Origin of the sequence: Levilactobacillus angrenensis (genome assembly GCF_003946085.1) — a bacterium.
GTDB lineage: Bacteria > Bacillota > Bacilli > Lactobacillales > Lactobacillaceae > Levilactobacillus > Levilactobacillus angrenensis.
On sequence record NZ_RHOB01000004.1, the window covers coordinates 155,067 to 172,095 of the forward strand.

General features: G+C 49.2%; 15 protein-coding genes, 18 tRNA genes and 2 rRNA genes. 7 read left to right on the forward strand and 28 right to left on the reverse strand.

Translation table 11 applies throughout. From position 1 onward, the window contains the following. The first annotated feature begins 67 nt into the window (after positions 1-67). The gene (locus EKM83_RS03525) at positions 68-835 is read left to right on the forward strand and encodes a flavodoxin family protein (protein ID WP_125575264.1); all 768 of its coding nucleotides are present in this window, start codon (positions 68-70) and stop codon (positions 833-835) included. Positions 836-1,051: 216 nt separating this feature from the next. Here EKM83_RS03525 and leuS read toward each other — a convergent pair whose 3' ends face one another. Next, positions 1,052-3,481: a leucine--tRNA ligase gene (gene leuS / locus EKM83_RS03530; protein WP_125575283.1), complete on the reverse strand. Its 2,430-nt coding sequence runs from the start codon at positions 3,479-3,481 to the stop codon at positions 1,052-1,054. 648 nt (positions 3,482-4,129) lie between these two features. Between leuS and EKM83_RS03535 the strand changes: the two genes are divergently transcribed. Next, on the forward strand, positions 4,130-4,765 hold the full coding sequence (locus tag EKM83_RS03535) for a phosphatase PAP2 family protein (protein ID WP_225418611.1): 636 nt from the start codon (positions 4,130-4,132) through the stop codon (positions 4,763-4,765). Continuing rightward, positions 4,766-5,332, forward strand: a complete 567-nt coding sequence (locus tag EKM83_RS03540) for a class I SAM-dependent methyltransferase (RefSeq protein WP_125575266.1) — start codon at positions 4,766-4,768, stop codon at positions 5,330-5,332. A gap of 584 nt (positions 5,333-5,916) precedes the next feature. On the opposite strand, the gene EKM83_RS03545 is transcribed toward EKM83_RS03540, so the two are convergent. Genes EKM83_RS03545 through EKM83_RS03555 form a run of 3 tightly spaced genes read right to left on the reverse strand, consistent with a single transcriptional unit; the run spans position 5,917 to position 8,564 of the window. Further along, positions 5,917-7,242 carry a glycosyltransferase family 2 protein gene (locus EKM83_RS03545; protein WP_125575267.1) on the reverse strand — a complete coding sequence of 442 codons (1,326 nt, stop codon included), beginning with the start codon at positions 7,240-7,242 and terminating at the stop codon, positions 5,917-5,919. 9 nt (positions 7,243-7,251) lie between these two features. Then, positions 7,252-7,761, reverse strand: a complete 510-nt coding sequence (locus EKM83_RS03550) for a hypothetical protein (RefSeq protein WP_125575268.1) — start codon at positions 7,759-7,761, stop codon at positions 7,252-7,254. Further along, the gene (locus EKM83_RS03555) at positions 7,761-8,564 is read right to left on the reverse strand and encodes an EAL domain-containing protein (RefSeq protein WP_125575269.1); all 804 of its coding nucleotides are present in this window, start codon (positions 8,562-8,564) and stop codon (positions 7,761-7,763) included. The genes EKM83_RS03550 and EKM83_RS03555 overlap by 1 nt, the downstream gene beginning before the upstream one ends. A gap of 374 nt (positions 8,565-8,938) precedes the next feature. Between EKM83_RS03555 and EKM83_RS03560 the strand changes: the two genes are divergently transcribed. Next, positions 8,939-9,226 (forward strand): hypothetical protein, encoded by a 288-nt coding sequence (locus tag EKM83_RS03560; protein ID WP_125575270.1) that lies wholly within the window; start codon positions 8,939-8,941, stop codon positions 9,224-9,226. Positions 9,227-9,374: 148 nt separating this feature from the next. Beyond that, positions 9,375-9,803, forward strand: a complete 429-nt coding sequence (locus tag EKM83_RS03565) for a hypothetical protein (protein WP_125575271.1) — start codon at positions 9,375-9,377, stop codon at positions 9,801-9,803. Between the two features lie 169 nt (positions 9,804-9,972). On the opposite strand, the gene EKM83_RS03570 is transcribed toward EKM83_RS03565, so the two are convergent. The 4 genes from EKM83_RS03570 to EKM83_RS03585 form a co-directional block, all read right to left on the reverse strand. Next, positions 9,973-10,206 (reverse strand): hypothetical protein, encoded by a 234-nt coding sequence (locus tag EKM83_RS03570; RefSeq protein WP_125575272.1) that lies wholly within the window; start codon positions 10,204-10,206, stop codon positions 9,973-9,975. A gap of 424 nt (positions 10,207-10,630) precedes the next feature. Further along, on the reverse strand, positions 10,631-11,359 hold the full coding sequence (locus EKM83_RS03575) for an adaptor protein MecA (RefSeq protein ID WP_125575273.1): 729 nt from the start codon (positions 11,357-11,359) through the stop codon (positions 10,631-10,633). A 146-nt stretch (positions 11,360-11,505) separates the two neighbouring features. Continuing rightward, entirely contained in the window at positions 11,506-11,913 is a 408-nt protein-coding gene (spxA, locus tag EKM83_RS03580; RefSeq protein WP_125575274.1) for a transcriptional regulator SpxA, read from the reverse strand. Positions 11,914-12,116: 203 nt separating this feature from the next. Then, positions 12,117-12,857 carry an MBL fold metallo-hydrolase gene (locus EKM83_RS03585; RefSeq protein WP_125575275.1) on the reverse strand — a complete coding sequence of 247 codons (741 nt, stop codon included), beginning with the start codon at positions 12,855-12,857 and terminating at the stop codon, positions 12,117-12,119. A 124-nt stretch (positions 12,858-12,981) separates the two neighbouring features. Between EKM83_RS03585 and EKM83_RS03590 the strand changes: the two genes are divergently transcribed. After that, on the forward strand, positions 12,982-13,479 hold the full coding sequence (locus EKM83_RS03590; RefSeq protein WP_125575276.1) for an antibiotic biosynthesis monooxygenase: 498 nt from the start codon (positions 12,982-12,984) through the stop codon (positions 13,477-13,479). 114 nt (positions 13,480-13,593) lie between these two features. Then, complete coding sequence (locus EKM83_RS03595; protein ID WP_125575277.1) at positions 13,594-14,808, forward strand: DUF2075 domain-containing protein; 1,215 nt, start codon at positions 13,594-13,596, stop codon at positions 14,806-14,808. A 241-nt stretch (positions 14,809-15,049) separates the two neighbouring features. Here EKM83_RS03595 and EKM83_RS03600 read toward each other — a convergent pair. The 20 genes from EKM83_RS03600 to EKM83_RS03695 form a co-directional block, all read right to left on the reverse strand. Next, positions 15,050-15,124 (reverse strand) — tRNA-Asp (locus EKM83_RS03600). 5 nt (positions 15,125-15,129) lie between these two features. After that, positions 15,130-15,203, reverse strand: a tRNA-Met gene (locus EKM83_RS03605). A gap of 22 nt (positions 15,204-15,225) precedes the next feature. Next, a tRNA-Glu gene (locus EKM83_RS03610) sits at positions 15,226-15,298 on the reverse strand. Positions 15,299-15,307: 9 nt separating this feature from the next. After that, positions 15,308-15,395: transfer RNA gene (locus EKM83_RS03615), tRNA-Ser, on the reverse strand. A gap of 4 nt (positions 15,396-15,399) precedes the next feature. Continuing rightward, positions 15,400-15,474 (reverse strand) — tRNA-Ile (locus tag EKM83_RS03620). A gap of 6 nt (positions 15,475-15,480) precedes the next feature. Further along, positions 15,481-15,551 (reverse strand) — tRNA-Gly (locus EKM83_RS03625). Positions 15,552-15,572: 21 nt separating this feature from the next. Next, positions 15,573-15,645 (reverse strand) — tRNA-Phe (locus tag EKM83_RS03630). Positions 15,646-15,698: 53 nt separating this feature from the next. After that, positions 15,699-15,773: transfer RNA gene (locus EKM83_RS03635), tRNA-Asp, on the reverse strand. Positions 15,774-15,776: 3 nt separating this feature from the next. Then, a tRNA-Met gene (locus EKM83_RS03640) sits at positions 15,777-15,850 on the reverse strand. A gap of 10 nt (positions 15,851-15,860) precedes the next feature. Then, positions 15,861-15,950, reverse strand: a tRNA-Ser gene (locus EKM83_RS03645). Positions 15,951-15,981: 31 nt separating this feature from the next. After that, positions 15,982-16,055: transfer RNA gene (locus EKM83_RS03650), tRNA-Ile, on the reverse strand. A 14-nt stretch (positions 16,056-16,069) separates the two neighbouring features. Next, positions 16,070-16,143, reverse strand: a tRNA-Met gene (locus EKM83_RS03655). A 28-nt stretch (positions 16,144-16,171) separates the two neighbouring features. Continuing rightward, a tRNA-Pro gene (locus tag EKM83_RS03660) sits at positions 16,172-16,245 on the reverse strand. A gap of 6 nt (positions 16,246-16,251) precedes the next feature. Then, a tRNA-Arg gene (locus tag EKM83_RS03665) sits at positions 16,252-16,325 on the reverse strand. Between the two features lie 36 nt (positions 16,326-16,361). Further along, positions 16,362-16,433, reverse strand: a tRNA-Gly gene (locus tag EKM83_RS03670). 4 nt (positions 16,434-16,437) lie between these two features. Next, positions 16,438-16,510, reverse strand: a tRNA-Thr gene (locus EKM83_RS03675). A gap of 48 nt (positions 16,511-16,558) precedes the next feature. Then, positions 16,559-16,631 (reverse strand) — tRNA-Lys (locus EKM83_RS03680). A 3-nt stretch (positions 16,632-16,634) separates the two neighbouring features. Then, a tRNA-Val gene (locus EKM83_RS03685) sits at positions 16,635-16,707 on the reverse strand. A 6-nt stretch (positions 16,708-16,713) separates the two neighbouring features. Continuing rightward, positions 16,714-16,830, reverse strand: a 5S ribosomal RNA gene (gene rrf / locus EKM83_RS03690). A gap of 70 nt (positions 16,831-16,900) precedes the next feature. After that, a 23S ribosomal RNA gene (locus EKM83_RS03695) occupies positions 16,901-17,029 on the reverse strand; the annotation flags it as partial.

Genomic DNA, 17,029 nt, shown 5'->3' on the forward strand with positions numbered 1-17,029 from the left:
GCGGTTTACAGCTTGGGAGATTTTCCCGGTTGCCGTCCAAAAATCTTAAATAAGTGAGGCGATTCGTTTGCGTTATTTGGCATTGTTAGGCAGCCACGAGCGGCATGGTATCACGGCCGGCTACCTGCAGGCGGTGATCGCGGCTCTTCCAGATTCTGCCGAGGTCGAGACTGTTTTTCTGCGCGACTATGACATTTACCCGGACACCAAAGAACAGCCCTGCCCGGCGCTAGATGAGATTGAAGCCAAAATGGCCGCCAGTGATTTTTGGATTATCTGTGTGCCCACCTATTGGGGTGGCATGGCCGGCGTCATGAAGCAATTCTTCGACTGCATGCGTTTCCGACTAGTTCGAATGAATTCGGTGGCGGATACGTTGCCCGGTAAATACAAGGATAAGCACTATCTGAGCATGACGACTTGTTTTATTAGTTCGACCGAGAACTTCTTCACCGGCATCACCGACCAGACCTTCGTCACAATCGACCGCATCTTGACGGGCGCCGGTCTAATCAAAGTCGGCGAATTTGTCGGGACCGGCACCTGGGGCGGCGACCACGCTCCGCGGCCAGAAAAGCTCGCCGAATGTCAGCGTTGGGGACACAAGATTGCTGACCGGCCACGAAAGGATGATAACACCTTGAAACGTTACATATTGCTCTTCTTCATGATTGCGGTCATGGCCCTAATTACCATGGGCTTGCAGGCCTGGTGGTTCGGCGTCTTTGCGGCCGGTAAGTTCTGGCTGACCTACGCCACGTTTGTCGTGATTTTCTACGTCTTGCTGGCCAGCATCCTGCACTTCTTCACGTTTGTCCGGCACCGGCGCCGGTAATCACCGCGTCAATGCTACTTTCAACCGATTTAATCAACTCATCACAAAATAAGTCGTGCCGACTACCCTTGCGTAGCCAGCACGATTTTTCTAAATTGAAAGCCGACATCCCCGCCCAAGTATCCCCATTATGCCGCACCCCATCCGCATGCCCAATCAAAAAGTGCCAGCCACCATCCGTTCGGAAAGTGACTGACACTTTTAAATTACTGTGATTTAGTTCGCAACAATGTTGACCAGCTTGCCGGGAACCACGATCACCTTACGAATCGTCTTGCCATCCGTATGGGTCTTGACCGTGTCGTCCGCCAATGCTTGTGCCTCAATGTCATCCTTGGCAGCGTCCTTGGCGACCTTTAAGTGCGCCCGAACCTTACCGTTGACCTGAACGACCATTTCGACCACGTCTTCGACCAATTGCTTGGCGTCGTAGGTTGGCCACTTGGCGTAGGCAATCGTGTCATCGTGACCCATCAAGGACCAGAGTTCTTCGGCGATGTGCGGCACGATTGGTGAAATCAGCTTAACGAAGCCTTCCATGTAAATCAATGGGAGACTGTCGACCTTGTAAGCCTCGTTGACGAAGACCATCAGTTGTGAAATGGCCACATTGAACCGCATGGCTTCTAAGTCCTCACTGACCGTCTTGACCGTTTGGTTGTAGATCTTATCCAACTGACCATCGTTGATCATCGTGACCCGGTCACGCAGGTGGTTATTGTCATCGATCATCAAGCGCCAAACGCGGTCGAGCCAACGTTTGGACCCATTGATACCTTCCGTGCTCCACGGCTTGGAAGCTTCCAGTGGCCCCATGAACATTTCGTACAGGCGCAGGGTATCGGCCCCGAACTTCTCGACGATTTCATCAGGATTGATGACGTTGCCCTTGGACTTCGACATCTTTTCGTGGTTGGTCCCCAAGATCATGCCTTGGTTGACCAGCTTCTGGAATGGTTCCTTGGTTGGCACGACACCCAGGTCGTACAGGAACTTGTGCCAGAACCGGGCGTACAGCAAATGCAAGACGGCGTGTTCCGCCCCACCGATGTACAAGTCGACTGGCATCCAGTATTTCAGCTTGTCAGGATCGGCAATAGCTTGGTCGTTGTGTGGATCAACGTAACGCAAGAAGTACCAAGAACTCCCAGCCCATTGCGGCATGGTGTTGGTTTCGCGCTTCCCTTTACGACCGTTTTCATCCACGACGTTGACCCAATCATCCAGGTTGGCCAGTGGACTTTCACCAGTCCCAGATGGTTCGAGTTGCTTAGCTGCTGGCAACTTCAACGGCAATTCGTCTTCAGGAACCAGTGTCGTTTCGCCATCTTCCCAGTGAATGACCGGAATTGGTTCACCCCAGTAACGTTGCCGAGAGAAGATCCAGTCCCGCAAGCGGAAGTTGACCTTCTTGTGGCCAGCGTTGTGGGCTTCCAGCCAGTCAATGGCTGCCGCAATCGCGTCTTTTTTGTTCATGCCATCCAGGAAGTCGGAATTGATGTGCTTGCCGTCGCCGGTGTAAGCTGCCTTTTGCACATCCGTGTCGTCATCGCCCGCAATGACTTGGACGATTGGCAGGTTAAATTTCTGAGCAAATTCATTGTCCCGATCGTCGTGGGCAGGAACGGCCATGATGGCCCCCGTCCCGTAAGATGACAGTACGTAGTCACCAATCCAGATAGGCAGCTTCTTGCCACTCAATGGGTTGATGCCGTATGCCCCGGTGAAGACCCCGGTCTTGTCCTTGTTCAAATCGGTCCGTTCCAAATCAGACTTGCTGTCGATGGCCTTTTGGTAAGCCTTGACCTCGTCAGCGTGTTCTGGTGTGGTGATTTGATCGACCAATGCATGTTCTGGGGCTAAGACCATGTAGGTTGCCCCAAACAACGTGTCTGGCCGCGTCGTGTAGACTTCGACCTTAGTGTCTACTTGCCCGTCAACTGGGAAGAAAACACTGGCCCCTTCAGAACGGCCGATCCAGTTGCGTTGCATTTCCTTGATACTGTCTGGCCAGTCCAAATCATCCAGGTCATCCAACAAGCGGTCAGCGTACGCCGTGATCTTCAAGACCCATTGGCGCATTGGCACGCGGTAAACCGGGTAGCCGCCCCGTTCCGTCTTACCATCAACGACTTCTTCATTGGCCACAACGGTCCCGCCCATAAAGTCGGGTGCCCAGTTGACCATGATTTTGTCTTCGTAAGCGAGACCCTTCTTGTACATTTGTTCAAAGATCCATTGGGTCCACTTGTAGAAGGATTCGTCGGTCGTGTTGACCTCGCGACTCCAGTCATACGAAAAGCCCAGTGACCGGATCTGCCGCTTGAAGTTCTTGATGTTGTGTGCGGTGAAGTCCTTAGGGTTGTGCCCCGTCTTCAAGGCGTATTGTTCAGCGGGCAGACCAAAGGCATCCCAGCCCATTGGGTGTAAGACGTTAAAGCCTTGCATCCGCTTCAAGCGGGCCATGATATCCGTCGCGGTGTAACCTTCTGGATGTCCCACGTGCAGTCCTTGACCGGATGGGTATGGGAACATATCCATCACGTAATACTTCGGTTTTGTCTGGTTGTCAGCGGTCTTAAACGTTTCGTTGACCCGCCAGTAGTGTTGCCACTTGCGTTCAATAATTTGGTGTTCGTATGCCAAATTCTTCGCTCCCTTTCTCATTGTGTCCACAAAAAAAGCCCCCAGAAGCCCAAAAACAGCTTCTGTAGGGCGTGTTAGCGCGGTACCACCTACATTTCCCCGGTCTTGTACCGAGGCTCATTCCGGCTGATAACGTCGCCAAACGCCCACTTTGCAGCGGAGAAGACTCAGAGACAAGTTCGTTTCACTGGGCAACGGATTCACAGCGACCATCCGCTTGCTGAATACCCCGTCAAACTACTACTTCTCGTCAACGTCTTAGTTTAATCAGATTGTTTTCATCTTAGCAAACCCCCTAGGGAAAAGCAAGGGGCCGGCCCCGGTTTTTGGGAAAAACCAAGGGTTTAGTTTAGCGGCCTGAAGGTTGAAAGACAACTATCAGCTAGAAAGATTGTCACCACGCGACTCATAACGTAAAAATTTGTCGTTTACAGCTTCGTGGTTCGGACTGGCTGCCTACCGTCCGCCAACTATAGGTTGGAACGCGGTGAGCGACTTTGAAGACTGGTGGTTTTGCCAGACTTCAAAGTAAACCGGCCGCCGCCCATTTCCTAAGTAAGCCTAACATTCGCGCCCATTCACGATTACTGTCTGAACCCTGTGCTATACTGAAATTATTAAAATCATGATATAGGAGGTCACCATTTGATGACCATTTCACAGACCCGTTGGCGCTTCACCTGGGCGGCGGGGATTTTCTTTTTGATCGACTTATTCGGCGTTGCCACGCAGCAAGCTTGGATTCACGCCTTAGACCAGCTCATCATTGGTTGGGTCCGACATCCCCTGCCAAACGGCTTGACCCAGATCATCATTGGCGTCACGCATTCGGGCGACCCTAAGCCCGTGACCTGGATAACGCTACTCTTAGTGGCGGCGCTGGTCATTGCGCGGCGTTACCGAGGCGGCTTATTCTTAGCCTTCAACGTACTGGTCTGGGCCGGTATCGGCAATAGCTTGATCAAACACCTAGTTCAACGGCCGCGCCCCACGGTTGACCGGTTAGTCGCAGCCAGCTCTTACAGTTTTCCCAGTGGCCATTCCATCACGGCCATGTTATTGTGGGGATCGCTCATCATTTTGCTGGGCTGGTCCTTGCGACAACGACCGTGGCGTCGGCGACTCGTCGTCCTCGTCTTAAGCTTATGGATCGTTTGCATCGGCCTATCGCGCATTTACGTCGGCGTGCACTACCCCACCGACGTGTTGGGTGGCTGGTCATTAGGTTTTTGTTTGTTAACCTTGAGTCAATGGTTTTTAACTCGTTATGGAGATGTTTTATAAATGAATTTACCCAACGCCTTAACTTATAGCCATACGCTGCTGTCTGAAGTCGTCGGGCCTGGCGCCACCGTGGTCGACGCAACGGTCGGTCAGGGCCACGACACGATTTTTCTCGCTAACTTAGTCGGCAAGACCGGCCGGGTCATCGGCTTTGATATCCAGCAAGCCGCGCTAGACGAGACCCAACAGCAATTACAGTTGACGGGTCTCGGTCAGCCAGTCGAGCTACACGCCACCGGCCATGAACACGTGGCCGAGTACCTGACGGCTGACGAACCGGTGACCGCGGCCATCTTTAACCTTGGTTACCTACCCGGTGGTGACAAATCCGTCATCACCCGTCCAGAAACGACCTTGGCCGCCGTAAAGGCCCTGTTGCCGCACTTACCCCGCGGCGGGCGCATCATCTTGGTCGTGTACGCCGGTCATCCCGGCGGCGCTACTGAACGCAATGCCGTGGTCGACTTCTGCCAAGCATTACCGCAAAAGACCTACCAAGTCCTGCGTTACGGCTTTATCAACCAGGTTCACACGCCACCATTTCTGCTGGCAATTGAGCGGCGGTGACAAGAGTGGCCTGTCTGGGCACGTTTCACCACCGTAACTGACCTAACCACCAAGACAAATCGGCACCAAGCAAACCGGGACCATCCCCAGCAAGCTTGATGCCGATTTTTTATTTTTAAAAAATTCTAAAGAACCGCTCCCACCCGGTTACAAATTCCCGCGTCAATTCGTTAGTAAAAAGAGATTGAAAGTAGCATTGACGCGGTAATTCCCGGAATGTCAGTGTTCTGTCCACTAAAATTGGCTACTACATGGGGCTAAGCCAATTTCTACTGGCAAGCATTCCTGTAGCCGAGAGTCCGCCAAATATGGGTTCAGCCGTGGGAGTTGTCTTAGCGGCGCGGTTCATGCCGCTTAGACAACTGGCGTCTTTGAGACGTGATTTCTGGCTCAAAGCGAGGCCGAGACCGCTTCTTAGGCTCGGTCCGGTCCGCCCACCGCGTTCCAAACCATAGTTGGCGGACGGTAGGCGGCCAGTACACGCTACGAGGCTGTAAACGACTAATTTTTACACCATAAGTCGTGCGGTGACAATGTTTCTAGCCGATTTTCATCTTTCAACTTTCAGTTAGTAACTATAGCAGCTACTTTTTCTGTAGCGACTTGCGTTTAGGACTGACCCAGGTACCGGAGCCAAAGCCCAAAATCGTCTTCAGTGCCGGAATGAAGGTCATCACCACCGTTAGCGGATTGACCATCCAGTAAAACAGCATGTATAGCGGCGCAAACAGCATGTATTTCAATTTGATGCCGTGATGGTCCAACAACAGTGCCGCCAGTAGTTGCATGAAGCCGGCGAATAGTTCAAAGGTCACAAAAATAAAGGAAATCACGATACCGTGAATGACGCGTTCAAAATCGCCGGTCACCAAAAAGTAGCCCATCGTCGCCAGAAAGGCAATCGAGGTGAGTGTGAAGAAAAAAGACCAGATAATCGACAAGGTGGAATCCACAAACATGGAAATCTGATAGCGATGTTCGATGGGATGCAGTAAAAACTTCTTAATATTGGTCAGCCAAACCTCGGTGCCCCCCTGCGCCCAACGTTTCCGCTGCTTGTAGAGGTCGCGCAACGTTTCTGGGACGTTCATGTGAAAGATGACGTTGGGCGCAAACCGCGGCACGGCACCAATCATCTGGTGATCCCAGGCAATGCTGATGTCTTCAGTAGCGCGATTTTGCCGAAAACCACCGACGTCGATCAAAAAATCCTTCTTGTAGAGCGTGTTGGCTCCGCTGTAAGCGTACATGGAGTCGTTGATGGCGGTCTGGCTACGTTTGATAACGCCGACAATGCTGGTGAATTCGACCGTCTGCGATTTGCCCAAGAGACTGGAGCGGTTCTGCACGTCCATATTGGCGGTCACCGCCGACGTGTTCATGTCACGGTCCCGCATGAAGAAATTCATATACTTCATCAAGGCGTCCGGCTCGGGAATCGTATCGGCATCGTTACTGAGGATATACTCGCCCTTGGCAAAGTACATGCCGATATTGAATGCGTGGGCCTTGCCCTTATTTTTCAGGATTTCTACCGTCCGCAGCCGCGGATATTTCTGCTGTAAGCGCGTGATGATGGCGCCGGTATCGTCGGTCGACCCATCGTTCATGACCAATATCTCAAAATTGCTGTAGTTCAGTTGCTCAAACAAGTAGGTGATGGTTTCTTCAATCATGACTTCTTCGTTATGAGCCGGAATCATAATGGTAATCATCGGCTGCTGGTCGGCCGGAATCTCGTGCCAATCGGTGTCACGCTTGTTGGTCTTCAAAAAGCGGTACGACAGCGCCCCCGCAAACCAAAAAAACGAACCAATGACCGGATACAAACACAGAATCAGCAGGAAAATATTTCCCACCGTCTGGCCCCAGGTGGCTTTTAAAATACTATCAATAAAAACGTTGAACATGTTAGCCCCCTATTTGTCATCCAAGTCATTCAAATCATGTTTCCGGTATAAATTCTGAATCTGATCCGTATCGAGATTTTGTTCCGGCTTGACCTGATACGTCCGAACATTGTGCCGAAAGTCTTCATCACCGAAGCGGTCGTCCATGAACTTTTCGAGTTCAGTCTCCCGTTTCTTTTGGTTGATGGGATTAAACGTCGGCCACTGCTCCACGACGCGGTCACGCTTGCGGTTTTGAATGATGGTCATCCCCACCGCAAACAGTGAGACCATGACAAACGCAAACAGCAGTAAGATGCCAATGAATTTGATCTCAAAAATACCCTCTTGATACGACCACAGATGGGGCACACGCGGATCATAGACGGCCCAAAATGCTGTGACCGTGATCACGACTGGAATCACCACACAGATCCAACCGAAGATGGCGACCAGCGTTTGCCAAATTTTTTTGCCCCAGTGGCCTTTTTCAAAGTATTCATCGGTATACAATTGCTGTTTCGTGTTCTTTTTGGCCATTAATGCCGTGCCTCCTGTGGGTTCATGGGCCGGCCAAAGCGATACCCTTGCCGCACCCGAATCTTTAACTGTTCTGCTAATTGCTCGTCGGCCTCATTTTCCACGCCCATGAGGATCAGTTGAATGTCGTTGTCTTGCGAGAGCTTGTTCCAAAATTGGAGGTTGAGGTCCAGCCACACCGATGGGTCCTCCTTGCGAAAGCTGCGCATGGAACATTTCAGCGAATCCACTTCCGGTAAGAGCCATTCCACGCTTTTTAAATTAGCCAGCGTTGACCCGACGTTGTCGACGTCAAACCGCATGCCGTACGACCGGGCCTCGCGAATGCGCCGACTCAGCAGGCGCTTGTTGATGTGGTCTTGATGATTGGCCGTGTACTCCACCGCCAACGACATCGGTGTGATTTTAGAGATTGCCCAGCGCACAAAGTAACGAAAGTCCGGGCTGACGATTTGGTCGTATTCCAGGTTGATGGACAACGTGATGGGTTCCGTGGGCAATGACTTGAACGTATCTTCCAGTAAAAAAATCACCCGTTGCAAGGGTAAGGAATCTAACTGTTGCGGTAGCGACCAAGAACCATCGGCGTTGTGCTGCCGGAGAAGACATTCGTACCCGGTGGTGTGGCCGCGAAAGTCGACTTGTTTTTGGATGAAGTAGCGTAATTCAATCTCATGGTTTTCCAGATAGTTGTTGGCACTTTTACGGGAATACCAAAAATAAATGGCAATGGTCGCAATCAAAACGACCACGGCCACGCCGGTAATTCCTAACAACACCGCTTCCAGTTGCGCTAACGACATTTTTCATTTCCACTCCATCCGTATACTTAACACCCCTAATTTTAATATTTGACGGGGGAATTTCAAGCGATTCACTTAGGGGGTGTCACAACTTGTAGAAATTGGGTGAGACATCCCGCCTAGCAATCAACCAAGGTTGGCGTCAAAATAACGACCGGCCAATGTTAGGAGCCAGTAACGGATTCGTTACCCTCGCGGCAAGCTAGGGTCCCACATAAATTGTCCACTAAGCAATTCATGGTTTAAAATATTATTCCATTTATTAAAATGTGAGGAGAATTTCGTTGACAGTTTGTGTGGTTTTCCAAATACACTAACATTACCCCTAAATTCCCCCTTTTCCGCAGTGCTATACTTTAAAAGGAGGTGAAATTATGAACCGATTTGTTACCGGAAGCATTGCGTTGACCAGCCTTTCTTTGGCACTACTTTGTACCCCCACTTCAGCTCAAGCATCATCCTGGCACACCTCGGCTATTCCAGCCAAGCTGCGGGGTCGTTGGTACGCTCGCAACAATCATAGCCAAGGCGTTCGTATTCACAAACACACAATCCGTTACAGTGGTGAAAAAAGCACGCGGGTAAAATGGCGCTACGTTGGCCACAAGTCCTATCGTTTCAAAAGTACCCATTCATCTGATCTTATTCATTTGAAGTATTAAAATCACCATAAGATCACTATGAACTCGTTCTGGCATAGTTACTATCGCTAGATTGTTTAGAAACGAACGATCATTTCAGATCCCAGAACAGGTAAGTTATTAAGATTACTATCATTATTTTTAACGAACATGAATTGGAGATAAGAACATGAAAAAGAACATCTTGATGATTGGTCTAGCAATGGTCTCGCTTGACTTAGGACTGTCTGCTGCCCCCACTACGGCTAATGCAAAAGTTTACTCAACCTTGCCCAAAGCCTTACGTGGAAACTGGAAAAAACATCTCAGTTGGGAACATATCAACGGGAAGACTTGGGAGCATGCCTATACTTACGTCGGTTATAAGTATAGCTTTTGGACGGGAATGACTCAATCTGATACATACCCGGAAACAGTTCGCTATGTTATAGGCAAAGGACATGGTGTTTATAAAGTCCATACAAAAACAACCATAGGTGGAACCCAATACCATGTCGATACGATGAAACGTACAAAGAAATCACTTCGACTCACCAGCTATTGGGGTGGGAAGAAATCATCAGCCCTTTATACTAGCCATCACAAAGCTATCGAATAGTTTCTCCAAGAGGATATCGCTTCCTCTTTTTTTATTTTCATGATTAAATTCCCATACCAAAAAGCCGATTATACAGCAAATAGCGAACGATTGACTTCTTAAATATATTCAATCAAATTCATGTATTGATGTAGCAGCAATCTATAGGCTCTATTTATGATAAATCCCCTTAAAAAAACGGTATAATTTTATATTCAGGGAAATCATCTTTCTTACTCATTTCATCAAGAACCATATTTATTCCTTCACGAAACGATTTTGGATAACCATCAATATAGTTATCCAAAAATTTTAACCCATGGTGTTTTCGACTCCATAATACATGTCCCTTCTTTCCCTCCTCTGCTTGATATAAATAATCAACAATATTGCCATCATCTGATTGAAGCCAAAGACTAATCATGAAGCCGTCCCTCCCTCTTTAATTTTTCAACGTATATACTTTATTTGTCTTTGCGAGAGCAATATTGTATGGCAAATTATCGCTTTTCATGATGATTGACTCAAATAACTCATGGCTAAGCATGACAATATCAGAACGATTAATCATTTTCTTGTTCTTACCAGAAAGATGTATCCAAGATTGTGCCATATTGTAATTTGGATAAAATTTTCTAGTCACTTTTTTGGGCTGTTTAGAAGTGAGGTCAAAAAAATCGCCGAACTCCTTGTGCAAGAAGGAGTTCGGCGTAAAAGAAACAATATTTAGATGAATAACGTAACTTTTTGATTGTCTGGTACTTTTTCCAGGAAAAATCAGAAATCATAGGAAACCATTAGCTCAAGAATGCTGATATACCGGCATTTTTATTTCCTATCAGTTCCGATTAATCACTCAAAAAGTGAAACCGCGTCAGCTCAAGTGCAGAGTGTTCCATAATCAACTGCCCATGTTCTGCCAACACGTCTGGTGCCACCTTGGTCCGTTCAGCGTATTCGTACGCCACGGCCAGTTCGTCCTTGATCGATTCAAAAGAAGACTCGTTGGTGAAGAAAATCAATTCCAGATAGTAATCATGATTGTAAAGATACAGGTTTGACGCTGCATTTTCTAAACGTAAAACGCGAGCAACACTGATCATGTCTTCAAATGAATGTAGCTTCACGACCCGCGTTGTCGTTGGCTGACCCTTGTCGTTCAAGTAATCTTCAATATCATTGGAATCGCTGGTTGTCGACGTCTGCAGGTGTTTCATATACTCCTGTGGGTCATCCGTTTCCATCAAGCGTTCCTTAATTTGATCCGACACTTGATCGGGGTGAGCACTATCGACACTAGCGTCGCCCTGGTTGTCGTCAGTCGAGGCATCATCCTCGTCTGTATTCTTACTGATAAACAACTCCAGACCGTTACGGTTCGGCAAAACTTGGAAGGTTACCGCGTCGTTGTCTTGGAATTGGTGATCAACGTCGACTTCCTCCAAAATGCTATAGAAGAAGCCTTCGATTTGTTTGTGGTTACCGAGCAGGTCTAAAACCGTAATGCCGCGTTCACTCAAGTCGTCATTACCAATAACCACCCGAATCGTGTTTTCATTGATTCGTTCCATTTCCATGAATAACACCCCTTTCTCGTGGGTTTTGGGTATTGTCCTTGATACTCATTTTAGTCTATTTTACCGGCTTGTAAAGTCATCATACCAAAAAACCGGACTGCAAGTAACATTTTCTCACAAATCCGGTCAGATGCAACTAATTAAGCTCAATTTGCGCCATTTACGAGTCGCTGGGCGCGTTGGAGTTCTAATGCGCGGACTTGCCGGGGCAAGAAACGCCGAATCTCTTCTTCGTTGAAACCCACTTGTAGGCGTTTGTCGTCGACCATGATAGGCCGCCGCAAGATGCCGGGGTGCGTTTGAATTAATTTGTATAAGTCACGGAGTGGTAAATCATCGAGGTCCACGGTCAATTCCTGGTAGACCCGGGAACGCGTCGACACGATTTCTTCCGTGCCATCTTCGGTCAAACGTAAAATGGATTTGATTTCGTCGATCGTCAAGGGTTCGGAGAAGATATTTTGTTCACGGTACGCAATACCATGTTCTTCGAACCACAGACGGGCTTTGCGACAAGAGGTACAACTTGGTGAGGTGTAAAGCGTAACAGTCATATTCTTTTCCTCCTTCACGGTCAATAGATTTGTTTGATTAGCTCTATTATACAGAATTTATGAGAAAAAGAAAGACTTTTCTTAAAAATATTTAATTCACAATTTTACCCCATTTGCCTATTATTGCATTAATTCATTGCCAATAAACACCATTTCGGTAATTAATCGGTTTTAAGCAATTAATATTTCTCGAATAAAAATCATTAGATATCATAAATAGTACCTGCTGAAACAACACTGACCTTAGTCGCACTGCCCGCAGCGACCTGGGCTTCACGTCCCAGCTGGGTCAAATCCCCCGTTTGTGGTAAATGCGTCAGCAATAAGCGTTTGACCCCGGCCTGCTTGGCTAATTGTCCCGCCTGCGTAGAGGTCAGATGCCAAGCCGGTCCTTGATGGTCAGCGTAGAAGTTGGTATCTGCCAACAAGACATCCACTCCCGTCGCCCATTCAGCCAGGCCGGCAAACGCGGCTGTATCAGCGGTAAAGGCCAACGTCGCCCCCGTGGCCGTCTCAGTAATACGCGGGGCATAGGCGGGCACGGGATGATGCGTTGGCAAAAAGTCAATGGTAAATGGTCCCAATTGCAGGGGCTTAGCCGGATCATAAGCCTGACCAACTGTGGCATTCGGCCAAGTCAAGGCCCCAAAATTCAACGGATCGGCGGTGTGCCCATAAATCGGCAAGACCGGTTCGGCCCGTTTCCCCGCCTTCAACTGCCACAAGTATTGCAAAACACCGACGTCAGCCGTGTGGTCGTGATGATAATGAGTCAGTAACACCGCATTCAATTGCAAGGGGTCTAAGACCTTCTCTAAGGCCAGCAGCGCCCCACTCCCACAATCGACCAGCAAATGGTAATCCCCGCTAGTCAGCAGGTAACTACTGGTCCCTACGCCATTGTGGGGATAACCCCCGTAACACCCCAACACAGTTAATTTCACAAGAATCATCCTTTCCTAAACGGTTTATCTTCAGTTTAGCGCGACCATTCAAAAGTGTAAACGTTTCGCTTTTTTTCAGAAGAACCTTATAATAAAGGTAACAAACTAGTCAGGAGGGATGAGCATGCTTCATGAATTAGCAACAACTTTTGGTAGTAAAGACCTGCTAGACCAGATCATCGCGGAGAATCCCGACCGGAAAATGATTCTCATGGCGGGGTCCGACGCCGATGAAGGCCTGCAGCTGGTCGATGTTTCGGGTCAACCGACCGTTTTCAATGGTGGCCTGACGTATCGCGTCCAACTCCACCAAGGGTCGACTGAGTGGCAAGGCTTCTTCAGCTTCAAATACTTCACGTTTGATCAAGACACGGCGAAGGTCTTTGATGCCAAGGCCAACCGCTTGGCTAGTAACGGTCTCCCGAGTGGTATGACCGCAATGTACGTGTTAACCAAGGCAAAGAACGCCAACGAGTACGTCCTGCTCACCATTTGGTCGGATAGTGATGCCTACGCACTGTGGCGGCACTCACCGGCATTCACGCCGTTCGATCCGTACGCCGTCAGCGCCAATCATTTCCACAGCGCGTCATATCACCAAGTGACGGCCGACGAAAAATAATTGTACCCGTAGCTGGAACGTTATTGTTCCGGCTTTTTTCTTGCCCACAACGGTTTCGTCAGGGCGACATTCGCGGTACAATGGGCGTATTCTGTTTAGAAAGGTCGTGGTGACTTGTTCACTGCTGATTCAAATGCGGCAACGGCTAAGCTCTCACCGTTACTGCCGTTAACTGCGGCCCAGACGCAATTAGTCGACCGAATTCTTAACTTTACAACAACGCACCTGAACCAACCCGGTCCAGCCATGTTTGCCGTCTATGGCGACGCGGGAACGGGGAAAAGTGTGGTCTTAGCCCACCTCTTCAATCGCATTCAAGAAGCCGCCAGAACACAATCGGCCAGTCCGTTGGCTGGAACGGAAAATTACTTCTTGGTCAACCACCCCGAGATTCTCAAGGTATACCGCGAAATTGCGGGTCAGCAACCCCATCTTTTCAAAAAAGACATTCAGCGCCCCACTTCGCTGATCAATCAAATCAGTCAGGGAAAGCGGCACGCCGACGTGTTGGTCATTGACGAGGCCCATTTGTTACTCTCACAACCGGATCATTACAATAATTTCTATGGTCAGAACCAGTTGACCGCCCTCATGGCCACGGCCAAAGTCATCATTGTGGTCTTTGACGAGACCCAGGTGCTGCGCCTCAAGAGCTACTGGACGGAACAGCGACTGGAAGCACTGATGGCACCAGTCCCCCACGAAACTTATCGCCTAACGCATCAATTTCGCATGCAGGCCAATGACGACCTGGTCAGCTGGATCAATGATTTCACTCACCAACGGCTGCGGCCCCTACCCCAATCCGGCGGACAAGACTATGATCTGCGGGTTTTTACGGATGCAGAAGCCATGCGCCAGGCCATTGTAGCTCGTAACCAGGAAGTCGGCCTATCGCGTATCGTCTCGACCTCTGGCTACCCTTCCACACTGGATGGCGGTAAGCACTACATTACGGAGGGGACTTTTCATCTTCCCTGGGACCAGTACAACTACACGGCCACGCCCTGGGCAGAGTTACCCCAAACCATTGATGAAGTCGGGTCCATTTACACCTGTCAGGGATTTGACCTCAACTACGTCGGTATCATCTTAGGCCCACCAGTTGGCTTAGATGACCAAGAACACCTGGTCATTCACCTCGACCGCTACACGGATGCTGAGGCATTCAAACGCCGTGATGACCTGACGGACCCGCAAGAGCTCACCGCCATTAAGCAACGTCTTATCTTGAATTCCATCAATGTTTTAATGAAACGTGGCGTTAAGGGTCTCTACATCTACGCACATGATCGTAAGCTCAGCCACTATCTGCAACAAACACAGTAAATTGTATGAATCACATCAGAGCCGTAAGTACCAAATAACTGACCGTATTGAATTAGATTAAAAAAGAAATGGCCCGTCCTCGATTTTGAGGACGGGTCATTTCTTCCACGCTCTAAGCGTAAGCACCAAATAACCGCATGTTACCAACCCACTATAGACTGATGGACGCGAATGATACTGAACGATTAGCATTTCTCATTAGACACCAAAAAAGCCTCCCCCACAGGAAGACTTTCATGGACGGTCCGTACGAGACTCGAACTCGTGATCTCCTGCGTGACAGGCAGGCGTCCTAAACCAACTAGACCAACGGACCAAATATTGCGGGAGTAGGGTTTGAACCTACGACCTTCGGGTTATGAGCCCGACGAGCTACCAGACTGCTCCATCCCGCGATAATATTAAATTGTGAAACAATGACCCGTACGGGATTCGAACCCATGTTACCGCCGTGAAAGGGCGGTGTCTTAAACCACTTGACCAACGGGTCATAACTAAACGGAGAAGGAGAGATTCGAACTCTCGCGCCGCTTCCGCGACCTATACCCTTAGCAGGGGCACCTCTTCAGCCACTTGAGTACTTCTCCATAATGGGCCTAAATGGACTCGAACCATCGACCTCACGCTTATCAGGCGTGCGCTCTAAACCAGCTGAGCTATAGGCCCATATAAAGCGGGTAACGAGAATCGAACTCGCGACAACAGCTTGGAAGGCTGTGGTTTTACCACTAAACTATACCCGCAATATAATGAGATATATTTAATGGCGCGGGACGGAATCGAACCGCCGACACATGGAGCTTCAATCCATTGCTCTACCGACTGAGCTACCGAGCCATTTAACCATTCAGAAGTTATGAATACCATACTCAGACAACCAAATATGGTAACGGTCCGTACGAGACTCGAACTCGTGATCTCCTGCGTGACAGGCAGGCGTCCTAAACCAACTAGACCAACGGACCAAATTGCGGGAGCAGGGTTTGAACCTGCGACCTTCGGGTTATGAGCCCGACGAGCTACCAGACTGCTCCATCCCGCGATAATATAAAAGGAGGATGAGAGATTCGAACTCTCGCGTGATTTTACTCACCTGACGGTTTTCAAGACCGTTCCCTTCAGCCAGACTTGGGTAATCCTCCATAAATAACACATACAAGTGCCCTCTGGTGATGGACCTTGTAGGACTCGAACCTACGACCGAACGGTTATGAGCCGTTTGCTCTAACCAACTGAGCTAAAGGTCCAGTTCAAGTCTAAATCGCGGCGGGGGGGATCGAACCCTCGACCTCTCGGGTATGAACCGAACGCTCTAGCCAGCTGAGCTACACCGCGAAGTGTTAAATAAAATTTATTTATTTAATCGGGAAGACAGGATTCGAACCTGCGACCCCCTGGTCCCAAACCAGGTGCTCTACCAAGCTGAGCTACTTCCCGTTAAAATGCACCCAGTAGGAGTCGAACCTACAACCTTCTGATTCGTAGTCAGACACTCTATCCAGTTGCGCTATGGGTGCAAAATGATGTTTAATGCTAAGTACCTTTCGGTACGAAGCGGAAGACGGGATTCGAACCCGCGACCCCCACCATGGCAAGGTGATGTTCTACCACTGAACTACTTCCGCAAAATGCCGACTAGAAGATTCGAACTTCCGACCCCCTGTTTACAAGACAGGTGCTCTACCAACTGAGCTAAGTCGGCATAGCCAGTATCCGTTCAATATCTAATTGCCAAACGCCCGAAGGCGAATGAGCCGTGACAGTCTCGAACTGTCGACCCTCTGATTAAAAGTCAGATGCTCTACCAACTGAGCTAACGGCTCAAATGGAGGATACAGGGCTCGAACCTGTGACCCTCTGCTTGTAAGGCAGACGCTCTCCCAACTGAGCTAATCCTCCAAAACCGCGTAGCGACGTCCTATCCTCGCAGGGGGCGATCCCCCAACTACTATCAGCGTGCTGAAGCTTAACTTCCGTGTTCGGCATGGGAACGGGTGTATCCTTCAGGCTATCGCCACTACACTTTGAAAGAACTTCTTCTTTCAAAACTAGATATTATCAATTCATTTTCTTTTGAGAACACCAACTCTACTTGGTTAAGTCCTCGACCGATTAGTACTGGTCCGCTTCACGTCTCACAACGCTGCCACTTCCAGCCTATCTACCTGATCATCTCTCAGGGGTCTTACTTCCATATAGGAATGGGAAATCTCATCTTGAG